Here is a 25875-nt window from a genome sequence, read left to right as displayed (position 1 = left end):
GGCATGGCCGGTCACGGCCACGCGCGGAAGCGGGGGTGCCGCTAGTCTACTAGGTGCCGGCCGGTTCGCCCGGTTTCGGCGGCTCGACACCGGCCTGGGCCAGGTAGGCGTGGGCGCGCAGGCGCTCGTCGATCACCGAGGTCATCAATGCACCGACGAAGAACACCACGGTGGCGTAGTAGATCCAGACCAGCGAGATCACCAGGGCGCCCATCGAGCCATACGCGCTGCCGGGCGCGACCGTGGCGATGTACAGGCCGATGCCATAGCGGCCCAGTGCGAACAGGGCCGAGGTGATCGCACCGCCGATGAAGGCCTGCCGCCACGCCACGCGGCGGTCGGGCAGGTAGTGGTAGAGGAAGGCAAAGCCCACGGTGTAAAGCGCCAGGCTGGTCAGGTAGCCGATCGCCGGCAGCACCGAGGGCAGGTGCGCGAAGACGACCTGCAGCATGGTCGTCGCGGTCATCGACAGGATCAGCAGGAAGCCCAGCGCCAGCACCACGCCGAACGAGAACACGCGCTTGCGCAGCCACGGCACGATGCCGTCCAGGCGCTCGCCGCTGGTGTTGAAGATCAGGTTCAGGGCGTTCTGCAGCTGGGCGAACACCGCCGTGGCACCGATGAACAGCAGCAGCGTGCTCCACACGCCTGCCAGCGTGCCGATGTCCGGCTGGTTGTTGGCATTGCTGAGCACGGTCTCCGCCACCGAGGCAGCACTGGTGCCGGCCACATCGTTGATCTGGCCCAGCAGCGCCTCCTGCGCGGGCGGGTACAGCGAGGCCGTCAGCCACAGCAGCAGGACCAGCAGCGGCGCCATGGAGAGCAGGGCATAGAAAGCCAGCGCGGCGGCCTGCGTCATGACGTCCGCATCGATGAAGCGGCGCAGCAGCACGGCAGGAAAGCTCTTCTCCAGCCGCGCCATGTGCTTGCGGACCTTGGACAGGGAGTGGCTTGGCAGGTGCATTGACGGCGTCGGATCGGGGCGAGGCCCCCGTTCTAGCAAATCGCCGGACTGCACCGGGTGAAGTGTCGGGATCAGGTTCTGATCGCAACACCGCACCTGCTGAAACGGAAAAGGCCCGCATGATGCGGGCCTTTTCACTGCGGCATGGTGGCGGGATCAGCCGGCCAGCTGCTGCTTGACCAGCTTGGACACCAGGCCCATGTCGGCCTGGCCGGCCAGACGCGGCTTCAGCGCGCCCATCAGCTTGCCGATGTCGGCCGGGGTGGTCGCACCGGTTTCAGCGATGGCGGCCTGGATGGCGGCCACGATCTCGGCCTCGCCCAGCTTGGCCGGCAGGTACTGGTCGATCACCACGATTTCCTCGCGCTCGATCACGGCCAGGTCTTCGCGATTGGCGGCTTCGAACTGGGTGACCGAGTCCTTGCGCTGCTTGACCATCTTCTCCAGCACGGCGAGCACGGCGGCGTCGTCCAGCTCGATGCGCTCGTCGACTTCGCGCTGCTTGATCGCGGCGTTCATCAGGCGGATCACGCCCAGGCGGTGCTTCTCGCCGGCCTTCATGGCGGCCTTCATGTCATCGGTGAGCTGCTGCTTCAGGCTCATGGGAACACCTCGTGTCGGTGGAAAAGGAAAGCGGGGCGCCGAAGCGCTGGAACGCAAAAAGCCGGTAACGCTCGCGCGTTCCGGCTTCGGCTCCGTCACGACAGGCCAAGGCCTGCCGTATCGAAGTTGCGTCCGATCAGTACAGGCGCTGACGCTTGGTGACGTCGCGCGACGAACGGCGCAGCTGACGCTTCACAGCAGCGGCAGCCTTACGCTTACGCTCCTGGGTCGGCTTTTCATAGAACTCGCGCTTGCGGGTTTCGGCCAGCACGCCGGCCTTTTCGCAGGTGCGCTTGAAGCGACGGAGCGCAAACTCGAAGGGCTCGTTCTCGCGGACTTTAACGCTGGGCATGGAATCTCCGGGACACAGTAGAACCGGGTCTCGCCCGGTGAGAGCCGCACATTATAGCGGCGAGAAAAGAAGTTGCAACCCACCCCGGCGAACTTCTTGGCCACGGGTGATGCAGAGACAGGCCAGCGTACGTCTGCCGGGGCCTGAAGAGGTCCATAATACCCCGTATGCGAGTCCTTGGTATCGAATCTTCCTGCGATGAGACCGGCGTGGCGGTGTATGACACCTCCCTGTCCGGGATCGACGCCCTGCGCGCCCATGCGGTCTACAGCCAGATCGCCCTTCACGCCGAGTACGGCGGGGTGGTGCCCGAGCTGGCCAGCCGCGACCACGTGCGCAAGCTGCTGCCGCTGATCCGGCAGACCCTGGCCGAGGCCGGCATGACGGTCGCCGACATTGATGGGGTGGCCTATACGGCCGGCCCCGGCCTGGTCGGCGCGCTGCTGGTGGGGGCGGGCGTGGCCCGTTCGCTGGCCTGGGCGCTGGAGGTGCCGGCGGTCGGTGTACATCATATGGAAGGCCATCTGCTGGCCCCGCTGATGGAAGACGACCCGCCGCAGGCGCCGTTCGTGGCCCTGCTGGTGTCCGGCGGGCATACCCAACTGGTGGCGGTGGACCGGATCGGCCAGTACCGCCTGCTGGGCGAGACCCTGGACGATGCCGCCGGCGAGGCCTTCGACAAGACCGCCAAGCTGATGGGCCTGCCGTATCCGGGCGGCCCGCAGCTGGCCGCGCTGGCCGAGCGCGGCACCCCGGGCCGGTTCAAGTTCACCCGCCCGATGACCGATCGCCCGGGGTTGGATTTCAGCTTCTCCGGGTTGAAGACCCAGGTCCTGCTGGCCTGGCGCGACAGTGACCAGAGCGAGCAGACCCGCGCCGATATCGCGCGGGGCTTTGAAGATGCCGTGGTCGACACCCTGGCGATCAAGTGCGAGCGCGCGCTGGATGCGGCGGGCACCGATGTGATCGTGGTGGCCGGCGGGGTGGGGGCCAACAAGCGCCTGCGCGCCAAGCTGCAGCAGATGGCCGCCCGCCGCGGTGGGCGTGCCTGCTTCCCGCGCCCGGCGCTGTGCACCGACAACGGCGCGATGATCGCCTTCGCCGGTGCCCTGCGCCTGGAAGCCGGCCAGCACAACCCGCCGCAGGTGCAGGTCACGCCGCGCTGGGACATGGCGACGCTGCCGGCGGTGTGAGGTTGGCGGCTGGCCTGCAACACCTCAGGCAGGCCTCTGCTCCAGCCACGATGTCACTGACTCATGCCGGGTCATCCACCGTTCGGTATGGGGGCAGCGCATTTGCACGATTCGTCCAATGGTGGCCAGATCCAGCGCGAGGTCACGCGCGAAGATCGGTTCGTGATGCGCAATCCGGTTGCGCAACTGCCTTACCTGTTCCAGGTACCCGTGCAATTGCGCGCGCAGAAGGTACCCCGGCATGTCCGGATCCGCGCCTGGAAGGACGTGCCTCAGGGTCTTGGACCAGAGCGTCCTGTCGAATCGCTGGGTAAACAGGTGCTGCCAGAACGCGAATCTCAGCGATGCGATGACGGCTGCCGTTGAAGTGTGGTTCGACGCCACGCGTCGCAGCTCTTCGCGTGCGTTGTACCTCGCCGTGCCGCCGGGAAGGCTGGCGCGGAAACCTTCCTGCCACGGCCAGAGGGCACCATGCTGCTGGGCCAACGCTTCAGACACCGCGTTGCGGATGACTACTTCGCAGGTATGGAGTGGCAGTAGAAATGCGCCGCTGACACGCATGTTCCATCGATACAGCTCAAATGGATGGGCGCGCAGTTGGGCGCGTGCGACGGCTCCTTCATAGGTTGTCATGCGTGCTGCGGAGAACGAGCGGTAAATCAGGTGCTGATCGCGCACGACAGAGCTTTGGTGGGTCCATGGGCCTCCACCGTAGAGGGCAGCTCTGGCGTGCGGTATCAGGGAATCCGGTTAGTGACGGCGGGGCTGATCTACCGAAAAAACTTCTTGGATCAATGATCTACCAAGCTCTTGGTGAGGTGAGCACCACGTCGTAAATCCAGGTTGCGGCCATTGACCCTTTCTGGCTCCCCCGGTACTGTTGCCTTGTGTGCCACCGGGACCAGCTGATGGGTCAGCCCATTTCCCCCGGGGACAGTGGTGGTAAGCAAAGGGTCCCGCGCGGGGCCCTTTGTCATTTCTGGCATCGGTGTAGACGCCCCCTCACCCCGGTTCCCGGCACATTCCGGACAGCCCCGTTACCATGGTCGCCATCTTCCACGTGGCATGGCTATGGACAAGGTATTCATCGAAGGGCTCGAGATCGATGCCCTGATCGGTATCTACGACTGGGAACGGCGGATCCGCCAGACCCTGCGTTTCGATCTGGAAATGGGCTTCGACAACCGCCGCCCGGCGGCCAGCGACGACATCGCCGATACCCTCAATTACAAAGCCGTCAGCAAGCGCATCGAGCAGTTCGTGCGTGACTCGGACTATGGCCTGGTCGAGACCCTGGCCGAGCGCATCGCCGAGATCGTGCTGCGTGAATTCAACGTGCAATGGCTGCGTCTCAAACTCAGCAAGCCCGGTGCGGTGCGCGGCGCGCGCGCGGTCGGCGTGATCATCGAGCGCACCCGGCAGGACCTGGCAACGCCCTGATACCCCCGATAGGAGAGCGATACACGATGTTGGATGCGGTAGTGGCAACCCGATGGCTGGACAGTGTCCAGCGGACCCTCGAACCCTGGCCCTGGGCCTACACCCTGGTGGTGCTGGCCGCGCTGGCCCTGGCGGCCTGGCTGGCCAACTTCGTCACCAAGAAGATCCTGCTGCGCGGCCTGCGCAAGCTGGTCAGCCGCCTGCCCGGTCACAGCGCGGGCAATGAAGGCGGCAACAACCTGCGGGTGATCTCGCGGCTGTCCAACGTGGTGCCGAGCATGGTCATCGCGGCCGGCATCCGGATCGTGCCGGACCTGCCTCCGGAACTGGTGGCATTCGTGATCGGCGCTTGCCAAGCGTGGGCAGTGCTGACCGTGGCGCTCGCCGTCTCGCATGCACTGGATGCTGCCAACGATCTGTACGAGCGCCGCCCGGATGCGCGCAACAAACCGATCAAGGGCTACCTGCAGGTCGTGAAGATCATCGTCTTCGTGATCGCCGGCCTGTCGATCGTGGCGACTTTGCTGGGCGTGAAGCTCGGCCCGCTGGTCACCGGCCTCGGTGCGGCCACCGCGGTATTCATGCTGATCTTCCAGGACACCATCCTGTCGCTGGTCGCCAGCGTGCAGATCAGCGGCGATGGCCGGGTACGGCTGGGCGACTGGATCGAGATGCCGAGCCAGAATGCCGATGGCGACGTGATCGATATCGCGCTGCACACCATCACCGTGCAGAACTTCGACAAGACCATCACCACCATCCCGACCAAGAAGCTGGTCACCGAGTCGTTCAAGAACTGGCGCGGCATGCAGGAGGCGGGCGGACGCCGGATCAAGCGCGCGCTGTTCCTGGACCAGCACAGCGTGGGCTTCGTCGATGCGCCGATGCTGGCCGAGCTGCAGCAGTTCGCGGTGCTCGGCGATTACCTGCGCGAGAAGCAGGCCGAGCTGCAGCAGTACAACGCCGGGCTGCAGGCCAAGGGCATGGCGGCGGTCAACGCGCGTCGCGTCACCAACCTGGGCACGTTCCGTGCGTACGTGGAGCGCTACCTGAAGCAGCACCCGGGCATCCATACGGAGATGACCCTGCTGGTACGGCAGCTGCAGCCGACCACCGAAGGCCTGCCGCTGGAGATCTACTGCTTCACCCGCAGCACTGCCTGGGGTGAGTACGAAGGCGTGCAGTCGGACGTGTTCGATCACCTGCTGGCGATCCTGCCGGCGTTCGGGCTGCGCGTGTTCCAGGCCTCCAGCGATGCGATGCTGATGGCCGGGCAGCAGCGGCTGGCGGCGGAAGAGTAAGCTCCTGTGCCCCCGTCGGCGTGCCGGCGGGGGTGGAGATATTCCCCCCGGGGAAGAAAAATGAACGCAAAAGTCATTCACAACCGCCTCGGGAACGCTAGAATCCCGGGCTTGTAAACGTTTTCATAAGGACAGCCGGTGGCCGCCGATCGTATCGAAACCCTCATTGCCCAGATGACCGTCGAAGAAAAAGTCGGCCAGCTGGGTGTGTTCGCCGACATGGTCCGCCCGTTCGCCCCGGACGTGAACCCGGAAGCCAACGTGCTCAACGCCGACCAGGTGCTGCAGCAGGTGCGCGAGGGCAAGGTGGGCTCGCTGTTCAATGGTGTCGGCGTCGAAGCCGGTCGCCGCATCCAGCAGGTCGCGCTGGAAGAAAGCCGCCTGAAGATCCCGGTGATCCTCGCCGCGGACGTCATCCACGGCATGCGCACCGTGTTCCCGATCCCGCTGGGCGAGGCCGCCAGCTTCGAGCCGGACCTGGCCGAGCGCACCGCCCGCGCCACCGCGGTGGAAGCCACCGCCGCCGGCCTGCACTGGACCTACGCACCGGCCGTGGATATCGCCCGCGACCAGCGCTGGGGCCGGGGTGCCGAGGGCGCCGGTGAAGACGTGGTGCTGGGCTGTGCGTTCGCCGCCGCCCGCGTGCGCGGCTTCCAGGGCCCGGACCTGCGCGCCGCCGATGCGCTGCTGGCCACGCCGAAGCACTTCGCCGCCTACGGCGCGGTGATGGCCGGCATGGAATACAACATGGTCGACATCTCGCCGCAGACCCTGCGCGACGTCCACCTGCCGCCGTTCAAGGCCGCTTTCGACGCCGGCGCGCTGACCGTGATGTCCTCCTTCAACGACATCAACGGCGTGCCGGCCAGCGCCAACGCCGAGCTGCTGACCGACATCCTGCGCGGGGAGTGGAACTTCCCGGGCGTGGTGATCTCCGACTACACCGCCGACATGGAACTGGTCGCGCACGGTTATGCCGCCGATGACCGCGATGCCACCGCCAAGGCTTTCACCGCCGGCCTGGACCTGAGCATGCAGAGCGGTTTCTACGCCGAGCACCTGCCGGGCCTGATCGAGAGCGGCGAAGTGCCGATGGCCACGCTGGACGAATCGGTGCGCCGCATCCTGCGCCTGAAGGACGCGATCGGTCTGTTCGACGATCCCTACCGCTCGCTGGACCTGGCGCGCGAAGCGGATACCTCGCACATCGCCGCGCATGACGAACTCTCGCGCGATGCCGCGCGCCGCTCGATCGTGCTGCTCAAGAACGCGGATTCGGTGCTGCCGCTGAAGAAGACCGGCCAGAAGATCGCGTTGATCGGGCCGTTCGTGCAGGACCGCGAGAACATCGAAGGCTGCTGGACCCTGTTCGGCGACAAGTCGCGTTACGTCACCTTGGAAGCCGGCGTACGCGCGGCGATCAGCGATGAAGCACTGCTGGAGATCGTGCCGGGCTGCGATCTGGAAGCGGCCGTGCAGGATGGCATCGAACAGGCCGTGGCCGCCGCGCTGCGTGCCGACGTGGTGGTGCTCGCCCTGGGCGAGCCGCAGCGCTACAGCGGTGAAGCGCAGTCGCGCGTTGAGATCACGTTGCCGCCCGCGCAGCAGGCGTTGGCCGAAGCAGTGGCGATGACCGGCAAGCCGCTGGTCGTGCTGCTGCGCAATGGTCGCGCGCTCGCGCTGCAGGGCGCGGTGCGCAATGCGCATGCCGTGGCGATCACCTGGTACCTGGGCACGCAGACCGGTCACGCCGTGGCAGATGTGCTGTTCGGCGATTACAACCCGTCCGGCCGCCTGCCGGTGAGCTTCCCGCAGGTGTCCGGCCAGCAGCCGTACTTCTACAACCACGCCCGCACCGGTCGCCCGGAACTGCCGACCATGTCCGAGTTCAAGGCTCGCTGGCGCGAGATCCCGAACGAGCCGGCGTATGCGTTCGGCCACGGCATCGGCTACACCACTTTCGCCTACGGTGTGCCGCAGCTGAGCAGCGCGACGCTGGCCTGGGACGACACCCTGACCATCACCACCACCCTGACCAACACCGGTGCGGTGGCGGGTGAGGAAGTGGTGCAGCTGTACATCCACGACCGCGTGGCCAGCCGCGTGCGGCCGGTGCGCGAGCTGAAGGGCTTCGACAAGATCGCCCTGCAGCCGGGTGAGAGCACCGAGGTGCAGTTCACGCTGGATCGCCACGCGCTGGGCTTCACCGGTCGCGACGGCGTGTTCCGCGCCGAGCCGGGCCAGTTCGAGCTGTGGGTGTGCGCCTCTTCGGCCAGCGGCGAGCCGGTGATCTTCGAGCTGCTGGCCGCCTGAGCCGGCACGCGTCACCCGGTAGTGCCGGCCGCTGGCCGGCACCATCGTGATCCATCATCGGCGGCTGACGTTTCGGCGGGTACGCTGGCTCCCTCGTGAAATCGATGGAGCCTCCCCATGCGTCTGTCCCGTACCCCCCTGCTGCTGGCCCTGGCCAGCCCGTTGTGGCTGGCCGCCTGCAGCCCGTCGGCGCCGCCGCCGGCCGATACCGCGGCTGCAGACCCCGCACAGGGGCCCGCCACCGCCATTCCCGAAGGCCGCCCGACACCCGGTGAGACCGTGCCGTCCTCGGGCCTGTCACCGGATGCGGTTACTGCGGGCAGCCCGGCGCCGGATGCCGCTGCGCCTGCTGCGGGCGATGCCGCACCCCCCACGGCAGGTGCTGCCGACACACCGGCTTCAGCCAATGGCGATGTCCGTCAGCGCATCGAGCAGGTGCTCGGCGATGCGGCCCAGTACGAGACCGTCTTCAACGCCTTCCAGAAGGCCGTCAATGGCGGCGATCGCGCCGCCGTGGTCGAGGAAGTCCGCTTCCCGCTGAACATCGCCAATGGCGCCAGGATCACCGGGCCCGGCGAGTTCCAGCGCAACTACGAGCGCATCCTGACCCCGGCCGTGCGCAAGGCCATCGCCGCGCAGAAATTCGACGACGTCATGGTCAACCAGCAGGGCGTGATGATCGGCGATGGCCAGGTCTGGCTCAACGGCACCTGCCTGGACCAGGCGTGCAGCCGCACCGAGGTCAAGGTCGTGACCATCCAGTAAGCACGGATGTCATGCAGGCTGCCGGCGGTGTGCCGGCAGTCTGTCTGGTTCAGGCCTTCGGCGTGAGCTTGAGCAGCTTGCCGTTGCTGCCGTCTTCGAGCAGCCAGATCGCGCCATCCGGGCCCTGTTCGATCTCGCGGATGCGCTCGCCCATGTCGAAGCGTTCGGCCTCGCGGGCGTTGTCGCCATCGAAGGCCACGCGCACCAGCGCCTTGGACGACAGGCCGCCGATGAAGCCGCTGCCGTTCCACTTCGGGAACTGCTTGCCGCTGTAGATGATGAAGCCGGCCGGGGAGATCACCGGCGTCCAGCTCACCTTGGGTGCCGCGAACTCCGGGCGGGTGGCATGGTCGGGAATGTCACGGCCATCGTAATGATTGCCGTTGGAGACGATCGGGTAGCCGTAGTTGGCGCCGCGCTGGATCAGGTTCAGCTCGTCACCGCCGGCCGGGCCCATCTCATGCACCCACAGCTTGCCGCGCGCATCGAAGGCGATGCCCAGCACATTGCGGTGGCCGAGCGACCACACCTGTGCGGCCACGCCGCCCTGCGAGGCGAACGGGTTGTCGGCGGGGACGCTGCCGTCGTCATTCAGACGGATCAGCTTGCCGAGGTTGCCGCTCATGTCCTGGGCCGGATCGAACTTCTGGCGCTCGCTGGAGGTGATCCACAGCTTGCCGTCGGGGCCGAACGCGAGGCGATGGCCGTAATGGCCCTTGCCGCTGACCTTCGGGGTCTGGCGCCAGATCACCTTGAGGTCTTCCAGCGTGCCACTGCCATCGGCGGCCAGCGCCAGGCGTGCACGCGCCACCGCGGCGCCACGGGTATCGCCGTCGCCTTCCTCGGCGTAGCTGAGATAGACAAGCTGGTTCTTCGCGAAGTCCGGGTGCGGCAGCACATCGCCGAAGCCCCCTTGGCCGCCGTACGCCACCTTGGGCACGCCGGTGATGGTGGCGGACGTGCGGGTCTGCACGTTGAAATGTTTCAGCGCGCCTTTCTTCTCGGTGACCAGCAGGCTGCCGTCGGGCAGGAAGCTCATCGCCCAGGGCTCGTCGAATCGGGCGAACTCGGTAGCGGCGAACGGCCACTGTGCCTTCGCCACGACGGGCGCGGCAGCGTTGTCTGCAGCGACGCAGGCGGTGGTGAACAGGGCGGGGGTGAGGCTGATGGCGAGGGTGAGCAACAGCTTGCGGGTCATGGAAGTCTCCGTCGGGGAGGCGATGGCCAGCCCCTGTTGTACACCATGCCCATCAACGGCGCGTGGACCAGACGTCCTGCGGACACGACAACGGCGACCCGAAGGCCGCCGTCGTCGATGTGCCGTGGGTGAACGCAGGCGCGATCAGGTGCCGCGCGGCACACCCTTGTCCAGATGCGCCTGGCGCAGCGCGGTGGATTCATCCCAGCCGCGGCGGACCGCGTTGCGGGCCTGCTCCCAGCTGAGCTTGCTCTGGCCACGTTCCTGCGCCCAGCGGGTCTGCAGCTCGGCTTCCACTTCTTCGTAGGCGCGGATCATGTCGTCGGCGCGGGTGCGATGGCCCAGCTGGTAGGCCGGCTCATAGTCATCGAAGAACTGGTTGTTGTCGTAATACGGTTCGCTCGGAAAGCGTTCACGCCAATAGTCCGATACGGCCTGGCGCGGGACACCGTCTTCCGGCACCCGGCCGGGAATCTGATAGTCAGTGCTCATGTGTTGGCTCCGGTTGGGTGAGGCTTCACCGTACCCAAGGCCGGGTTAACGCCATGGACCCGCGAGGTGAATGACACATCAAGCGCCATTCACCTGTGCAGCTTCTCAGCCCTCGTGATCGCGGCGCGGGAACCTGTAAATGACCGCACCGACGGCAAACGCGATGCCTGCCGCGGCGATGTTCTGCCAGCTCGCACTGGCGAACAAGGCCAGGCACAGCACCAGCGCGAGAATCGGAATCAACGGCCCACCCGGCAGCTTCAGCGCGCCCGGGCGATCACGGAAGCGACGCGCCAACACCAGCACCGCCGCCGCCGTGCCGATGTAGGCGAACAGGCGCGTGGTCATCGACAACAGTGCCAACTGCACGAACGAACCGGACAAGGCCAGCGCCAGCGCGATCAGGCCCTGCGCGATGATCGCCGCCGCCGGCGTGCGGAAGCGCGGATGCACCTGCGCCAGGATCTTCGGCCCGTAGCCGTCGCGCGCCAAGGCGAACAGGAAGCGCGGGCCCATCATCATCGTGTTGCTGTTGGTGCCGAGGATGGAGATCGTCGCGCCGACGGTGAGGATCAACGCGAGCGTGAGCCCGCCGAAACTCGCGGCGGCATCGGCCAGCGGCGTCGGCGACGCGGCCAGGCCGGCCAGGGTGCCCTGTGCGATGAACTGCACCGCGCCGTAGATCACGGTGACGGTGATGATCATGGTGATCAGCGCGAAGGGAATATCGCGGCGCGGGTTCTTGTACTCGCCGGCGGCAGCCGGGATGTTCTCGAACCCGGCGTACGCATACAGCAGCAGCAGCGCGGCCTCGCCCATGCGCTGCAGATCGTGCGGGTCCGGGCGCACGCCGGAGAAGGCCAGGTCGGTATCGACGTAGAACACGCCGATCGCCACGAACAGCAGCAGCGGCAGCAGCTTGCCGATCACCAGGATCACCCCGGTGCGTGCGGCCGAACGCACGCCGGCCACGTTCACCGCGGTGAGGAAGCCCAGCGACACCACGATGATCGCGATGCGACCGATGTCATGCCCGGCCCACGGCCAGAAGCGCGCCACCGCGTCGGCCAGCGCGTTGCTGAGCGCGGCCGCCGAGCTGATCCGGGTCAGCCAGATCATCCAGCCGATCTCGAACCCGGCAAACCGGCCGAACGCCTCGCGCGCATACAGATAGCTGCCACCGGGCTCGTCGAAATAACTGGCCGCCTGTGCGTAGCACAGCACCAGCAGCGCCACCACGATGCCGGCGGCGACCACGCCCCAGAGGCTGAAGGGGCCGAGCAGGGCGACGGTGGCGGCAGGCAGCAGGTAGATGCCGCTGCCGATCACATCGTTGATCGAGAGCCCGACGATCTGCCAGCGGCTGACCGCGCGTTCGAGTTGTGGATCGGGCGGGGCGCTCAACGCTTCGCTCCACTCAGGGCCGGCAACTCCCAAACGACCTGCAGATCCTCGTACTCGTCCTTCGGCAGCAGGACGAATGCCGGGCGGGTATCCGGCTTCAGCCAGGCCAGCAGGGCCTTCATGTGCTGCGGCTGCATGGCCGTGCAGCCGGCAGTGGCCTCGCCTGGCGTGCGCCAGAGGTGGGCGAAGATGCAGCTGCCGGCGCCAGGGGTGTGGTTGCTGTTGTGCTCGATTACAAAGCCCTCGCGATAGCGCACATCGCCCTTGTTGTGCAGGTCCAGCCGCATCGGTTCGGTGGACCCTTTCACTGCGGCGACGCCGACGTCCTGGGCATCGACGATGCGGTTGTAGTAACGCGAATCGGGTACATCCATGCAGTAGTGGCTGGCCGTCATCGGCTGGTAGGGCATGGCACTGGCGATCGTTGGCGCGTACCCGAATGCCGGGCCGATCTCGAAGATACCGGCGGGGCTGCGCCCGTCGCCTTCCTTCTTCTGTGGCCGCTGGTTGCGCAGCGACGCACGGCCTAGGCCCCAGGCACTGCCGTTGCGCCCAACGGCTACGGTGAAGGCAGGGCCGTGCGGGCGCCAGGCGCCGTCGATGCTCTTGCGCTCATAGGCCTGCAGTCGGCCGTGCGAGGCGTCCCAGCTGTCGGTGACCACCACGATGGCCTGCCTGCTGTGCGCCATCGGCGGCGCCGGGATGAGTGCACCGGCCGGCAGCGCGGCGGCGAGAGCGGTAACGGCGAGGGCGGTACGCAGCAACGGCAGCATCGTTTACTCCGGCAATCAGGTATCGATCAGGTGTTCGATCCGTTCCAGGTTCACCCCGAGCTGGCGGTGGCGGTCCGGGTTGGCGTGGCACAGCAGGACGAAGACGAAGTCCAGCAGGGACTGCAGGGAAGAACGGTACAGCAGTTGCGCCACGTGCGGCGCCGGGTCGTGGGCGCACAGCACCAGGCTGGCATCGGCATGCGCGCGCAGCGGATTGGCGCTGTGGCGGGTGATCGAGACCACCTTGCCGCCCATGTCCTGGAACTGGCGGGAGAGCTGGAACAGCTGCGGCAGCTTGCCGAACTCGGAGAACACCAGCATCGCATCGCCCGTGCGTGCCGCCGAGAGGTTGGCCATCATCAGGATCGGGTCGGCGTGGTGCACGGTGAGCATGCCCAGCAGCGACAGGCGCATGGCGAACTCGCGTGCGTACAGGCCGTCATCGCCCAGGCCATAGACGAACACCTTGGGCGCCCCATCGATCAGCTGCACGATGGCTTCGATGTCGGCCTGCGGATTGGCCAGCCAGGTTTCCTCTTCAGCGGCGGCCTTGCTCACGCGCAGGCGCTCGGCGATCTGGGCGTAGTCGTCGGCGGCCTCGGGCGCGGGCGGCCGGCTGTGCGGATCGTTGCCGGCGCGGGCGACCGCCTCGCCGATGGAGTACTTGAGGTCGGGATAGCCCTTGAAGCCGAGTTTCTGGCTGAACTTGACCACGCTGGACTGGCTGATGCCCAGCGCGCTCGCCAGCTGCTGGGACGAGTAATCGCGCAGCAGGTGGGCGTTGTCGAGGATGAAGTCGGCGATGCGACGTTCGATCGCCGACATGTGGTCACGCTCGGAGCGGATTTTCACCAGGGGCGGCATGGGGAGGGGGTCAGGTCCGGTAGAGCCACCCCATGGGGGGCTGCGGCAGGTGGGATTGCGCGAACGGCAGCCACGCATGGCGTGGCTCTACCGTAGGCGACCGGCGAGGCGGATACAACGCTCACCACCGCCGCGGCGTGATCATTTCCAGCCCACGTACTTCGGTGATGCCCAACCCGGGCGCATCGCTGATGGTGATCTCCGATTCGTTGAAGTTGACCCCGCCGGTGACCGGGTTGAACTGGCCCAGCGACGGCCCATCCAGATCCACCTTGGTGATGATGTCGCTCTTGGCGACCGCCAGATGCACGGCGGCGGCCACGGAGATGCTCGATTCGATCATGCAGCCGATCATGCACGGCACGCCGTAGATCGCGGCGATGTCGGCGATGCGGATCGCATTGGACAGGCCGCCGGTTTTCATCAGCTTGATGTTGATGATGTCGGCGGCGCGCTGCTGGATCAGGTCGAACACCTGGCCGGGATTGAACACGCTTTCATCGGCCATGACCGGCGTGTTGACCCGGTCGGTGACGTACTTCAGGCCGCTGATGTCGGCGGCCTTGACCGGCTGCTCCAGCAGCTCCAGCACGACGCCGGCTTCTTCCAGCGCCTGCATCGCATGCACGGCCTGCTTGGCGGTCCAGCCCTGGTTGGCATCCAGCCGCAGCAGGGCACGACCCTGCACCGCGGCATGGATCGCCTTGACCCGCTCGATGTCCAGGCCGATGTCCTTGCCGACCTTGATCTTCAGCGACTCGAAGCCGCGTTCGATCGCCGAGAGCGAGTCGGCCACCATCTTGTCGATGTAGTCCACGCTGATGGTGATGTCGGTGGTGATCACCGGGTCGCCACCGCCGAGCATGCGGTACAGCGGCGCGTTGTGCAGCTGCGCCCACAGATCGTAGACCGCGATCTCCACCGCCGCCTTGGCGCTGGTGTTGCGCTCCATCGAGGTCTGGATCAGGCCGCAGAGCCGGTTGAGGTTGGCCACGTCCTCGCCGATCAGGCGCGGCTTGATGAAGCCGTCGATGGCCTCGATGATCGAGCCGTGGGTGTCGCCGGTGATCACCGCCGTGGCCGGCGCTTCACCGTAGCCGGTGTGGCCGCTGTCGGTACGGATCAGCACCACCACGTCTTCGACGGTGTCCACGGTGCGCAGCGCGGTCTTGAACGGGGTCTTCAACGGCACGCGCAGCATGCCGAGTTCGATGTCGGTGATCTTCATTCAGGGGTTCTGTGGCCGAAGGCGCTGGATGTTGGTGATGCGGTCGATGTAGCTCACTGTATCGCTGGCCATCATCGGCTCCAGCGGGGTGACCGACACGCCGTTGAGATGCGCCTGCACGCGCGTGCCGTCCGCGCCGAGCCAGCCGCCGCCGGCGGTGTCGTGGATCAGCCAGGTGCGGCCGTCGATATGGCCGATCGCCATCATCACGTGGCCGGGGATATAGATCAGGTCGCCCACCTGCAGCTGCTTCACCGCGGCGTCGCGCGTGGCCTTGCCGTCCTTGGCGGTGAACGCGATGCGGTCCAGCGCCGGGCTGATCGCCTGCGCGCTGGTGTTGCGCGGCATCAGCACGCCGACGCTGCGGTAGATCTCCGAGATGAAGCCACTACAGTCGCGGGTATCGTAATCGTGGCCCCAGCCGTAGCGCTCGCCGAGGAACTTGAAAGCCTGGGTCAGCAGCGTGCGCGGAGTCAGCGGCAGGTAGTCGTCGGCGGTGTCCTGCGAACGCGGCAGCAGCGCCGGGATCAGTGCCAGGCGACCATCGGCTTCGCGCACCGGCAGCTGCACCACATGCGCGGCGTGGGCCTGCTGGCCGTTGACCGTCTTGTCCAGCGGCCAGTCGGCGACCACCGGCAGGCGCACGCCCATGTCCAGCTGCAGCCGCGATACGCGCGGCTCTTCCGGGGTATACGCGGTGAACGCCGTGGCCCCGGTGACCACCCGGTACGGCCCGTGCTGACCGTAGCCGAGCACGGTGTCGGCATCGCCGATGCCGACGAAGCGCTTCTCCATCCACGCCGAGTAGCGCTCGCTGGTGATGAACAGCCAGCGTCCGTCCGCGCTTTCATGCAGCACCGCCACGGCGTCGCCGGGGAACAGCGCCGATTCCTGGAAGCGGTCGATGTCGGTGTCGCCCTGGCTGCTGAACACCCGCAGCGCGGTCGGGAACGCCCGCAGCGCCGCGCGATGGGTCACCAGGCCGTACTGCAGCGGGCGCTGCGCCGGTATGGACTCAACGGCGAGGTTGGCCAGCGCCTCACTGCGCTGCCGGTCGCTGATGGTCTTGCCATCCTGGCCGTACAGCGTGCGCTCCGGCCACTTGGACAGCGACTGGATGCTGCCCAGCACCTGAGCGCGGGGCAGCTGCGCCGGCAACGCGCGCAGGTCATGGATCGAGGCATCCTCGGCCCGCATCCGGGCGTTCTGCGCCGCGATACCGGCGCGATCGAGGATCACGCGGTCCGGATCGGGCAGGCGATCGGCCCAGAAGCCCGGGCTGAGATAGGCCTCGCGCAGGGCGATGACCCCGCCGAAATCAGCGCTGGCCGCAGCACGCGGCGCCTCGGCCCACGCTGGCGCGACGCTGGTGGCCAGCAGTGCAGCCAGCACGGCGCGCGACAGCCAGCGGGACCGCACGGGGCGGTGGGGGGAAGCCTGGATCGTCACGCGGTCACCCTCCTCGGAAACGTCAGGAATATTTATTCCTTTTTTCGGCGAAAGCAAGAATAAATTATTGACCGGCTATCAGGCCCGTGTTACACAGCGATTACCCCACCCGCACCTTGGGAAGTGTCGCCGTGGATCCTGTGATGCGCAAACCGTTCTCGCTCCACACCGCGCGCTGCCGTGCGGCGGGCTGTCTGTTGCTGGCGCTGCCCTCACTGTACGCGGTGGCGGCAGTGTCGCCGCTGCCGCAGGTGATCGCCCAGGTCGACCGGGGTGCGTTCGCCACGGCCGACGCCCAGATCGATGCCGCGCTGCACGACAGCACGCTCGACGAGGCCGCACGCCGGGACTACGCATACCAGCGCGAGCGGATGCGCCGCATGCGCCTGGACTTCAGCCTGGATGCAGAGGGCGCCAAAGCACAGCTGCGGAAGCAGATTCCCGATCTTCGCGCGGACGAATTCGCGCGCTGGGATGCCGCCGGCCTGATCGAACACCTCGATATCGATGGCCAGCGCCGCTACTTCAAACGCGCGCCGTCCAACCTGTTCCGGGTCAGTGCCGAGGCGCGCGCCCGGCGCGCACCCGATGCCGCGGTGCCGAAGGATGGCCCTTACGAGCATCTGCACCCGCACCACCAGGAGATCGTCGCGGCCGCCCGCGCCACCGGCGCGACCAGCCTCGTGCCGCGCCGCGTCGAGGTGACCCAGTCGCTGGTGGTCAAGCCCGACGCCGTGCCTGCCGGCGAAACCATCCGTGCATGGATTCCGTACCCGCGCGCCATTGCCGGCCAGCAGGAAGACATCACCTGGATGGCGAGTACGCCGGCCGGCGCGCAGGTGGCTCCCGAAGCCACGCTGCAGCGCACCGCCTACCTGGAGCGCAAGGCAGTGGCCGGCACGCCCACCGAGTTCCAGATCCGCTACGCAGTGACTGTGTACGCGCGCCATATCGAGATCGATCCGGCCAGGGTCCAGCCCACGCCGGAAGATCCTGCGCTGAAGCCGTACCTCGCCGAGCAGGCGCCGCACATCGTGTTCACCCCGGCGCTGCGCGCGTTCTCGACGAAGGTGGTCGGGACGGAGACCGATCCGTACCGGATCGTGCAGAAGCTGTTCGACGCGGTGGACGCCATTCCGTGGGCCGGTGCGCGCGAGTACGCGACGATCTCCAACATCAGCGACTACGCCCTGCACGCCGGCCACGCCGACTGCGGCCAGCAGACGCTGCTGTTGATCGCCCTGCTGCGCCTGAACGGCATTCCCGCGCGCTGGCAGTCGGGCATGGTCTATTCCGATGATGCGGCCGGCTACAACAACCTGCACGACTGGGGCGCGGTGTATCTGGCCCCCTATGGCTGGGTGCCGATGGATGTCACCACCGGGCGGCTGGACAGTCCGCAGCAGGCGCTGCGCGATTTCTATCTGGGCGGGCTGGATGCCTACCGCATCGCCTTCAACGACGACTACGGCCAGCCGCTGGTGCCGGCCAAGCAGCATTTCCGCTCGGACACGGTGGATTCGCAGCGCGGTGAAGCCGAGTGGTCCGGCGGCAATCTGTACTTCGATCAATGGAACTACGACTTCCAGTCGCACGTGGTGCCACTGGGGGCCAAGCGGTAAACGGTAAACAGCGGTATCCACGATTCCACATCTGCAGGAGAGAGCAGGGAATGAACGTAAATCGATTGAAGCGGGCGGCGCTGTGCGTTGCCCTGGGGGCCTGCCTCGGCAGCCTGGCGCCGGCGGCGATGGCGCAGGACGGTGCCGTGGTCGGCAAGCTGATCACCGATTCCGGGCAGCGCCTGGAGAACGCCACGGTGACCGTGCGCAATCCCGCCACTGGGTTCGTCCGCTCGGTGAGGGCCGAGGCCAATGGCAGCTACCGCATCCCGCTGCTGCCGGTGGGCACCTATGACCTGGACGTGACCGTGGCCGGCGGCGCGCCCGCGCAGGTGGGCCAGATCAATGTCGGCCTCGGCAGTGCGACAACGGTGAATGTGCCGGTCAGCGGCGTCAACACGCTGGGCACGGTGCAGGTACGCGCGCCGCAGGTGGTGTCGATGGTGGACGTGAAGTCGACCGAATCGGCCACCAACATCACCCGCGAGGAGCTTTCGCGCCTGCCGGTGGACCGCGACATCACCGCCGTGGCCCTGTTGGCTCCCGGCGCCGTCAAAGGCAAAGGCTCGCTGGGTGGGCAGGGCATTTCCTTCGGCGGCTCGTCGGTCGCCGAGAACACCGTTTACATCAATGGCCTGAATGTCACCGACTTCTACAACCGGGTCGGTTTTTCCTCGGTGCCGTTCGCGTTCTACCAGGAATTCCAGGTCAAGACCGGCGGCTATTCGGTAGAGTTCGGGCGCAGCACCGGCGGCGTGATCAACGCGGTGACCCGCTCGGGCAGCAACGACTTCAAGGCTGGCGCCGAGCTGGTGCTGGAACCGCGCGCCTGGCAGTCGCAGGCGCGTGACCGCTACGACCGTGATGGCAGCCGCTACATCACCGCCAGCCGCGATGATTACTCGCGCAGCGCGCTGAACGTGTTCGCCTCCGGCGCACTGGTGCAGGACAAGCTGTTCTTCTTCGGCATGTACGAAGCACGCGACTACAAGCCCAACTCCACCAACGATGCCGGCACCGTGCTCAACCGCGGCACCGCCGACGATCCGTTCTGGGGCGGCAAGCTGGACTGGCAGATCACCGACAACCAGATGCTCTCGCTGTTCGGCTTCTCGGACAAAAGCGATACCGTCACCGACGTCTACAAGTACGACTACGACACCGGCCTGGCAGTGGGCGACCGCACCAACCAGGTCTACAACACCGTGGGCGGCAAGAACTGGTCCGGCACCTACAGCTGGCAGGTCAACAACGACCTGACCATGAAGCTGATGTACGGCGAGAACAAGCGCAACCGCACCCAGAGCAGCCTCATGGACGAGAACTGCAACCGGGTGTTCGACAACCGCACCGCCAGCCAGGGCGTGCCCACCGATCTGCAGGGCGATCGCAGCTGCACCAGCAGTTCGCAGCTGGAATCGGCCCTGGATACCCGCAAGGCGGCGCGTGCCGACTTCGAATGGTCGCTTGGCAACCATCTGCTGCGCTTCGGCATGGACCGCGAAGAGAACACCTCCGACTACGAGCGGGCCTATCCCGGCCCGGGCGGGCTGCGCTATGACATCTATTACCGCACCCCGGGCAGCTCGCTCAACGGCGGCGTGGTCCCGGCCAGTGGACTGGGCGCGCGCACCCGCCGCTACGAAGTGGCCGGTTCGTTCGAGACCATCAACTCGGCGTACTACATCGAAGACAACTGGCAGGTCACGCCGAACCTCCTGCTCAACATCGGCGCCCGCGTGGAAGGGTTCGACAACAAGGGCGGCGACGGCGACAGCTACATCAAGATCGACGACATGATCGCCCCGCGCCTGGGCTTTGCCTGGGACGTGCGCGGTGACGGCACCACCAAGGTGTTCGGCAACCTGGGCCGCTACTTCCTGCCCGTGGCCAACGTGATCAACATCAAGCAGGCTGGTGGCTTCCTGGATGAGCGCACCTGGTACGAGTTCCTGGGCTACAGCGGCGCGAGCAACAACGTGCCGAACCTGGGCGGCCAGATCGGGCCGGTGGACAACTCGCAGGGCGACGGCAGCGTGCCGGACCTGCGCGCCGAAGTGAACCGGGACATGGATCCGGTCTACCAGGATGAAGCCATCCTCGGCTTCCAGCACATGCTCAGCGCGTCGTGGTCGGTCGGCGCCAGCGTCACCTACCGTCGCCTCAACAACGCCATCGATGACATGAACATCACCGCCACCGGCCAGTGCGGGGCGATCGATGGGGTCTGGATCATGGGCAATCCCGGCCGCACCAACACCGTCTGGGGCGACAGCGACTGCGATGGCAGCAACGACGCCTGGATCGACATCGACACCTCGCGCGAAGGCTGGGCCCTGTACGACGACGACGGCAATTACGTCGGCCAGCGCGGCTGGGTCAAGCCCAAGCGTGATTACAAGGCCCTGGAACTGCAGGTCGACCGCGCATGGGACGGCGCGTGGGGCTTCAACGCGTCCTATACGCTCGCCTACGGCCGTGGCAACGCCGAGGGACCGGTCAACTCCGATACCGACTTCGCCGATTCGGGGCGTACCGAGAACTTCGACAATCCGTGGGTGAACTACCGCGGCTACGGCTACCTGGCCAATGATCGCCGGCACCAGTTCAAGTTCCGTGGCAGCTACGCGGTGACCGAGAACCTGACCGTGGCGGCGACGCTGGGCATCCAGTCGGGCAGCCCGATCACCCGCTTCGGCGCCGGCAATCCGTTCGATGACACCGACTTCCACAGCTACTACGTCTGCGTCTCCAACTGCCAGGCCTCGGTGCCGTCCGAGCGGGTCTTCGTGCATTCTCCGCGCGGCGGCGATGGCCGTACCCCGTGGACGTACGATCTGGACATGAGCGTGGCGTACAAGATTCCAGTGCCGCTGGACATCAACGTGAAGCTGGCGATCTACAACGTGCTCAACCAGCAGCGCATCGTCTCGGTGGACCAGGACTATGAGCCGCAGGACAGCATCGGCACGCCGAACCCGCTCTATGGGTATGGCACCGGCTTCCAGTCGCCCCGCTATGCACAGCTCACGGTGACCTGGAACTATTGATGGCATGAGCGCCAGGAAACAATGGGCGTGGACGGCGGTGCTGGCAGGGCTCGGGATGGCGGCCAGCACCGCTGCGGCGACGCCACCGTCGTTCGACCGGATGTTCGACCAGACCCGGGTGCGCGCCGCGCTGCCGGGCCTGGCCATGGCCGTGGTGGAGGATGGGCGCGTCGTGTACGAACGCACTGCCGGCGAGCGGATCGCCGGCAGCGGCGACCCCATCGACCCGGACACCCTGTTCAAGATCGCCTCCAACAGCAAGGCGATGACCGCCGCGCTGCTCGCGCGCCTGGTCGAGCGCGGTGCACTGCGCTGGGATGACCCGGTCATCAAGTACATGCCGCAGTTCCGCATGCATGACCCTTGGGTGACGCAGCAGATGCAGGTGCGTGACCTGCTGATCCACAACAGCGGCCTCGGCCTGGGGGCGGGCGACCTGATGCTGTGGCCCGAGCCCAACAGTTTCACCCGGCAGGACATCATCGCCGGCCTGGCCCATCTCAGGCCGGTCACCAGCTTCCGCAGCGGCTACGCCTACGACAACCTGATGTATGTGGTCGCGGGCGAGGTCGCCGCTGCCGCCGGTGGCAAGCCTTACGATCAACTGCTGCGCGAGGAAGTGTTCGCGCCGCTGGGGATGGATCGCTGCCAGGTCGGCGCGTGGTCGGTCGCGGCGGTCGGCAACGTCGCCCAGCCGCACGCGCGGAAGGACGGCCGCAACGTGGTGCAGGGGGCCGACGGCGGGAGCAGCGCCGATCTGACCTCGATGGCGGCCGGCGGCATCCGTTGCAGCCTGCGCGACATGACCCGCTGGATGCAGGTGCTGCTCGATCCCGCACGGGCTCCCGGCTGGCTGGGCACGGCGCAGCGCCGCGCACTGTGGACCGCGCACATGCCGATGCCCCTGGGCGAGCGGCAGCGGCGCTGGGACAACGCGCATGTCTCTGCCTATGGTTACGGGTGGCGCTTGTCGGACATGGACGGGCAGTGGAAGGTGGCGCACACCGGCACGCTGTCCGGCATGTATTCCTCGCTCGCGCTGCTGCCGGACCGCAAGGTCGGCGTGGTGATCCTGATCAACGGCGACGCCGAGGATGCACGCACCGCACTGATGCAGGTGGCCTTGAAGCACTACACCGCAGCGGAGGACACGGCCGACGTGGACCACTATCTGGCCCTGCTTGAACAGGAGCGTGCCGACCGCCGGGGTGACGGCAAGGTACGACCGGATACCCGCGCGCGTCGGCCGGCTTCGCTCCGCACCACGGCGTCTGCGCAGGGCCGTTACCGCGACCCGTGGCTGGGCGAGGCCCTGCTCTGTCCGGAGCAGGGCGCGCTGCGCTTCAGCGTGGTCAAGTCGCCGATGCTGCGCGGCCGGGTCATGCAGCTCGGCGCGCGCTGGCTGGTGCAGTGGGATACGCTCGGGGCCGATGCCGAGCCGTGGTTGCAGCTGCAGCCCGGCGCCACGCCCGCCCTGACCTTGGCCGCGATCGATCCGGAGATCGACTTCAGTTATGACTACCAGGACCTGCGCTTCACCCGCATCGGTGATTGCCCGTAGCACGCTGTTGTTGGCGCTGCTGGTCGGGAGCGCCCACGCGGCAGCGCCAGCGGTGACGCTCTCGCCCGCGCGCGATGTGGCCGAAGCCGGACTGGTCGATATCCGCACGCTGGCACCGGCGATCGAACAGGACATCCGCTACGCCGGCGCGGACAACTTCACCGGGCGACGCGTGCCCGGCTATGACGCGCCCAAGTGCTATCTGCTCGCCCCGGCCGCCGCCGCGCTAGCGCAGGTGGAAGCCGACCTGCGTGCCGAAGGGTTCGCGCTGCGCCTCTTTGACTGCTACCGCCCGGCCCACGCGGTGAAGGCCTTCGTCGCCTGGGCACACGACCCGCACGAACAGTCGCGCAAGGCCTTGCAGTACCCCGACCTCGACAAGCCAGCTCTGCTCGGTGGCTACATCGCCGAGACCTCCGGCCACAGCCGGGCTGCCACGGTCGACCTGACCCTGCTCGATTGCCGCCAGGGTGCCTGCGCTGCCGTGGACATGGGCACCGAGTTCGACTTCTTCGGCCCGCGCGCGCATACCGATGCGCCGGAGATCAGCACGGCGCAGCGCCGCCACCGCCAGCAGCTGCGCCAGGCGATGGCCCGGCGTGGCTTCGCCAACTACCCGATGGAGTGGTGGCATTTCACCCTGCAGCCCGAGCCGGCGCCGACCACCGCCTACGACGTGCCGGTCCGATGAGGCGCACCGCTACACTGTGCGCTGACCGCCGGATCGGACCACGATGAACCTGCCGCTGCACTTTGGATTGCTGGGAACGCTGGAGGCAGGGCTGATCGCGCTGATGGTCGGGCTGCTGGTGTATGCGCTGTGGCACCGGCTGTGCCGCTGGGCAGGCTGGACCGATGGCCATGCGATCGGCTGGGCCTGCGTGATCGCGGTGGTGGCCTCGGCCGGCATCGATGCCTGGAACCTCTTCTACATGGGGATGATGCGGCTCGAGTCGCCGCTGTATGCCCGGCTGTTCCTCGCCAGCATCCACGATCCGAACGAACTCGGCTCACGCGTGGTGCTGGAAGTGGCCGGCGCGATCGGAGGTGTTGCGCTGGGCTGGCTTTTGTTCAGTTCCCGCTCAGGCGAAAAAAACAGCAACGCGGCGTGAGATTGCGTTCGCTTCCGGTTAAATGCGGCCTCAATGAATGGGTGCGTTACCAACTGCTCACCTGCGGCTAACCAGCGCGGTACTGCACGTATTCCTGCGAGTGGTTAAGGCGGCGTGCGCAGGGCGATCGAGGGGCAATATCGATTCACAAACGGGGTGGCAGTGTGGGGCCGTGCGGAAACAACAGGCCGCGCAACAACCACCCAAGGAGACCACCCCAATGACTACTCGCATCCGCAAGCCCCTGATCGCCCTGATCGTCGCCGCAGGCAGTGTGCTGGCCATTCCGGCGATGGCCCAGTCGGCGCAGCAGAGTGCCGCGCAGGCCCAGAACCAGGCCGCCCAGGCGCAGCAGGCGGCGGCGCAGGCCGGTGACGCAGCCGATACTGCGGCCAACGCCGCAGCGCAGGCCTCCTCGCAGGCCAACGGTGGCGGTGGCCAGACCTGGGCCAGCGTCGATACCGACGGCAACGGCACCATCAGCAAATCCGAGGCGCAGGTGAACGCGGGCCTCGCCCAGGTGTTCGACCAGGCCGACACCAACAAGGACGGCGAGCTCTCGCCGGATGAATACAAGGCGTACGTGGCCGCCCAGCAGGGCAAGGCCGCCGATAACGGCGCCCAGCAGAGCAAGTAAGGACCGGGGACACCGGTAGCGCAGTGAGGGGGAAAGGGCGGCTTCGGCCGCCCTTTCTTTTTGCGTCGCCGGTTGGGGCGGCTTGGCTGCTGTTGGTATCCTTGGCCGATGATGACTTCCCTGCCCACGCCGCAAGGCGCTATCGGCCTGGTTGGTTTTGACGGTGATGACACGCTGTGGAAGAGCGAGGATTTCTACCGCAAGGCCGAACAGGATTACCTCGACATCCTGTCGCGCTACATCGACGTGCATGACACGCAGACCGCGCGCCACCTGCTGGAAGTGCAGCAGCGCAATCTCGGTGTGTTCGGCTACGGCGTGAAGGGCATGACCCTGTCGATGGTCGAAGCGGCCATCGAGATCACCAACCAGACCATCAGCGCCCGCGACCTGCAGCAGATGCTGGACATCGGCCACGACACCCTGCGCCATCCGGTCGAGCTGATCGACGGTGTGCGTGAGTCGGTCACCGAGATCGCCCGCGATTACCCGGTCGTGCTGATCACCAAGGGCGACCTGTTCCACCAGGAAGCCAAGATCAAGGTGGCCAACCTGCGCGACCTGTTCCCGCGCATCGAGATCGTCTCCGAGAAAGACCCGGAAACCTACGCGCGCGTGCTGGAGGAGTTCGATCTGCCGATCAAGCGCTTCGTGATGGTCGGCAATTCGCTGCGCTCGGACATCGAGCCGGTGATCACCCTTGGCGGCTGGGGCATCCACACCCCGTACGCGGTGACCTGGGCGCACGAGACCCAGCACGGCGTGGCCGATGACGAGCCGCGCATGGTCGACGCGCCGACCGCCTTCGACTGGCCGCAGGCGCTGCGGACCATCGAGGCCAAGGCCGCGCAGGCCGTATGATGCGCGCCGGCCTGCTCGCGCTGCTGCTGATGCTGCCCTGGGCGGCCGCGGCCGAGCAGACCCCGGAGAAGTCCGCCGCCTACGTGGTGGACACCGGCGATGCCTGGGTGGATACCCAGCTGCAGGACATCAATCATTACGCCGAGCGCTATCCGGACAGCTTCCTGGATGAAGTCTCGCGCTACGCCGGTGTCTCGCGCGGTTACGTCGCCGCGCTGATGCACACCCACGGCTGGCAGGCCGGCGACATCTACTTCGCCTGTTTCTGGGCGCACGTGATCGAACATTCCTGCCGCGAGAGCGTACAGGCGTGGTCGCGCGCGGTGCCGGAGGAGGGTGAGGCCAAACGCTGGAAAGCGGTGGTCGCCGAGCTCCCGGTCACCCCGACCAACCTGCACTGGCGCGCGCTGCGCCACGCCATCGTCGCCAGCCACGACCACTGGGACCGCCCGGTGAAGCTCGACGCCACGCTGCAGCGCCAGCTCGGCAACCGCGAGCAGCGGCAGCGCACGGCGGCCAACCCGGCGGACGCGGCGACGCGCTGAGATACCGCGTATCCACGCCATGCGTGGATGCTCTTCGCGCCCATCGCATTCGATGCAGCCACCCATGGGGTGGCTCTACCCTGCCGCCCCCTTTGCTGCTGTGCAGATCGCCGCGCGCGACCGCCTCGGCGACAATGGCGGACTGCTG

At 67.0% G+C, this 25875-nt stretch carries 24 protein-coding genes; 13 read left to right on the top strand and 11 right to left on the bottom strand.

The features are described 5' to 3' along the window. Positions 1-49 precede the first annotated feature (49 nt). The 3 genes from AB9O74_RS15925 to rpsU all read right to left on the bottom strand — a co-directional run bounded on the left by AB9O74_RS15925 (position 50) and on the right by rpsU (position 1919). The gene (locus AB9O74_RS15925) at positions 50-964 is read right to left on the bottom strand and encodes a YihY/virulence factor BrkB family protein (protein WP_346479753.1); all 915 of its coding nucleotides are present in this window, start codon (positions 962-964) and stop codon (positions 50-52) included. 156 nt (positions 965-1120) lie between these two features. Beyond that, on the bottom strand, positions 1121-1567 hold the full coding sequence (locus AB9O74_RS15920; RefSeq protein ID WP_176990535.1) for a GatB/YqeY domain-containing protein: 447 nt from the start codon (positions 1565-1567) through the stop codon (positions 1121-1123). A gap of 136 nt (positions 1568-1703) precedes the next feature. Beyond that, positions 1704-1919, bottom strand: coding sequence for a 30S ribosomal protein S21 (gene rpsU / locus AB9O74_RS15915; protein ID WP_002808376.1), 216 nt, complete (start codon positions 1917-1919; stop codon positions 1704-1706). Between the two features lie 167 nt (positions 1920-2086). Between rpsU and tsaD the strand changes: the two genes are divergently transcribed. Beyond that, the gene (gene tsaD, locus AB9O74_RS15910) at positions 2087-3112 is read left to right on the top strand and encodes a tRNA (adenosine(37)-N6)-threonylcarbamoyltransferase complex transferase subunit TsaD (protein ID WP_369349908.1); all 1026 of its coding nucleotides are present in this window, start codon (positions 2087-2089) and stop codon (positions 3110-3112) included. Between the two features lie 24 nt (positions 3113-3136). Here the strand turns inward: tsaD and AB9O74_RS15905 are convergent, their stop codons facing one another. Further along, positions 3137-3790, bottom strand: coding sequence for a hypothetical protein (locus AB9O74_RS15905; RefSeq protein WP_369349907.1), 654 nt, complete (start codon positions 3788-3790; stop codon positions 3137-3139). Positions 3791-4183: 393 nt separating this feature from the next. Here AB9O74_RS15905 and folB point away from each other — a divergent pair, with 393 nt between their 5' ends. From folB to AB9O74_RS15885, 4 genes are all read left to right on the top strand, one after another. Next, on the top strand, positions 4184-4552 hold the full coding sequence (folB, locus tag AB9O74_RS15900; protein WP_176990533.1) for a dihydroneopterin aldolase: 369 nt from the start codon (positions 4184-4186) through the stop codon (positions 4550-4552). Positions 4553-4578: 26 nt separating this feature from the next. Then, positions 4579-5853, top strand: coding sequence for a mechanosensitive ion channel family protein (locus AB9O74_RS15895; RefSeq protein ID WP_369349906.1), 1275 nt, complete (start codon positions 4579-4581; stop codon positions 5851-5853). 138 nt (positions 5854-5991) lie between these two features. Beyond that, positions 5992-8166: a glycoside hydrolase family 3 N-terminal domain-containing protein gene (locus AB9O74_RS15890; protein WP_176990531.1), complete on the top strand. Its 2175-nt coding sequence runs from the start codon at positions 5992-5994 to the stop codon at positions 8164-8166. A 117-nt stretch (positions 8167-8283) separates the two neighbouring features. Continuing rightward, on the top strand, positions 8284-8931 hold the full coding sequence (locus AB9O74_RS15885; protein ID WP_369349905.1) for a hypothetical protein: 648 nt from the start codon (positions 8284-8286) through the stop codon (positions 8929-8931). Between the two features lie 49 nt (positions 8932-8980). Here AB9O74_RS15885 and AB9O74_RS15880 read toward each other — a convergent pair whose 3' ends face one another. From AB9O74_RS15880 to AB9O74_RS15850, 7 genes are all read right to left on the bottom strand, one after another. Continuing rightward, the gene (locus tag AB9O74_RS15880) at positions 8981-10129 is read right to left on the bottom strand and encodes a PQQ-dependent sugar dehydrogenase (RefSeq protein WP_369349904.1); all 1149 of its coding nucleotides are present in this window, start codon (positions 10127-10129) and stop codon (positions 8981-8983) included. Positions 10130-10273: 144 nt separating this feature from the next. Further along, the gene (locus AB9O74_RS15875; RefSeq protein WP_176990529.1) at positions 10274-10621 is read right to left on the bottom strand and encodes a hypothetical protein; all 348 of its coding nucleotides are present in this window, start codon (positions 10619-10621) and stop codon (positions 10274-10276) included. A 105-nt stretch (positions 10622-10726) separates the two neighbouring features. Next, positions 10727-12025, bottom strand: a complete 1299-nt coding sequence (locus AB9O74_RS15870; protein ID WP_369349903.1) for an APC family permease — start codon at positions 12023-12025, stop codon at positions 10727-10729. After that, on the bottom strand, positions 12022-12798 hold the full coding sequence (locus tag AB9O74_RS15865) for a L,D-transpeptidase (protein WP_369349902.1): 777 nt from the start codon (positions 12796-12798) through the stop codon (positions 12022-12024). The genes AB9O74_RS15870 and AB9O74_RS15865 overlap by 4 nt, the downstream gene beginning before the upstream one ends. Positions 12799-12813: 15 nt before the next feature. After that, positions 12814-13662 (bottom strand): MurR/RpiR family transcriptional regulator, encoded by an 849-nt coding sequence (locus AB9O74_RS15860; protein ID WP_346479746.1) that lies wholly within the window; start codon positions 13660-13662, stop codon positions 12814-12816. A 121-nt stretch (positions 13663-13783) separates the two neighbouring features. Continuing rightward, positions 13784-14890, bottom strand: coding sequence for a dipeptide epimerase (locus tag AB9O74_RS15855; protein WP_176990525.1), 1107 nt, complete (start codon positions 14888-14890; stop codon positions 13784-13786). Beyond that, complete coding sequence (locus tag AB9O74_RS15850; protein WP_369349901.1) at positions 14891-16309, bottom strand: SH3 domain-containing protein; 1419 nt, start codon at positions 16307-16309, stop codon at positions 14891-14893. Positions 16310-16482: 173 nt separating this feature from the next. On the opposite strand from AB9O74_RS15850, the gene AB9O74_RS15845 reads away from it, so the two are divergent. The 8 genes from AB9O74_RS15845 (at position 16483) to AB9O74_RS15810 (ending at position 25727) form a co-directional block, all read left to right on the top strand. Beyond that, entirely contained in the window at positions 16483-17961 is a 1479-nt protein-coding gene (locus AB9O74_RS15845; protein ID WP_369349900.1) for a transglutaminase-like domain-containing protein, read from the top strand. Between the two features lie 50 nt (positions 17962-18011). Beyond that, the gene (locus tag AB9O74_RS15840) at positions 18012-21011 is read left to right on the top strand and encodes a carboxypeptidase regulatory-like domain-containing protein (RefSeq protein WP_369349899.1); all 3000 of its coding nucleotides are present in this window, start codon (positions 18012-18014) and stop codon (positions 21009-21011) included. A gap of 100 nt (positions 21012-21111) precedes the next feature. After that, positions 21112-22572, top strand: coding sequence for a serine hydrolase domain-containing protein (locus AB9O74_RS15835; protein ID WP_369349920.1), 1461 nt, complete (start codon positions 21112-21114; stop codon positions 22570-22572). Next, positions 22526-23263: a M15 family metallopeptidase gene (locus AB9O74_RS15830; protein ID WP_369349898.1), complete on the top strand. Its 738-nt coding sequence runs from the start codon at positions 22526-22528 to the stop codon at positions 23261-23263. The genes AB9O74_RS15835 and AB9O74_RS15830 overlap by 47 nt, the downstream gene beginning before the upstream one ends. A 43-nt stretch (positions 23264-23306) precedes the next feature. After that, a complete protein-coding gene (locus AB9O74_RS15825) occupies positions 23307-23684 on the top strand; it encodes a hypothetical protein (RefSeq protein ID WP_369349897.1) in 378 nt (125 codons plus the stop codon). 220 nt (positions 23685-23904) lie between these two features. Then, positions 23905-24321, top strand: a complete 417-nt coding sequence (locus AB9O74_RS15820) for an EF-hand domain-containing protein (RefSeq protein WP_369349896.1) — start codon at positions 23905-23907, stop codon at positions 24319-24321. Between the two features lie 108 nt (positions 24322-24429). Next, the gene (locus tag AB9O74_RS15815) at positions 24430-25182 is read left to right on the top strand and encodes an HAD family hydrolase (RefSeq protein WP_369349895.1); all 753 of its coding nucleotides are present in this window, start codon (positions 24430-24432) and stop codon (positions 25180-25182) included. Then, on the top strand, positions 25179-25727 hold the full coding sequence (locus AB9O74_RS15810; RefSeq protein WP_369349894.1) for a hypothetical protein: 549 nt from the start codon (positions 25179-25181) through the stop codon (positions 25725-25727). The genes AB9O74_RS15815 and AB9O74_RS15810 overlap by 4 nt, the downstream gene beginning before the upstream one ends. Positions 25728-25875: the final 148 nt, after the last annotated feature.

The organism is Stenotrophomonas sp. JAG2, from assembly GCF_041080745.1.
In the GTDB taxonomy this organism is placed as follows: Bacteria; Pseudomonadota; Gammaproteobacteria; order Xanthomonadales; family Xanthomonadaceae; genus Stenotrophomonas; species Stenotrophomonas maltophilia_AA.
This window is presented reverse-complemented; position numbering and strand designations above follow the sequence as displayed.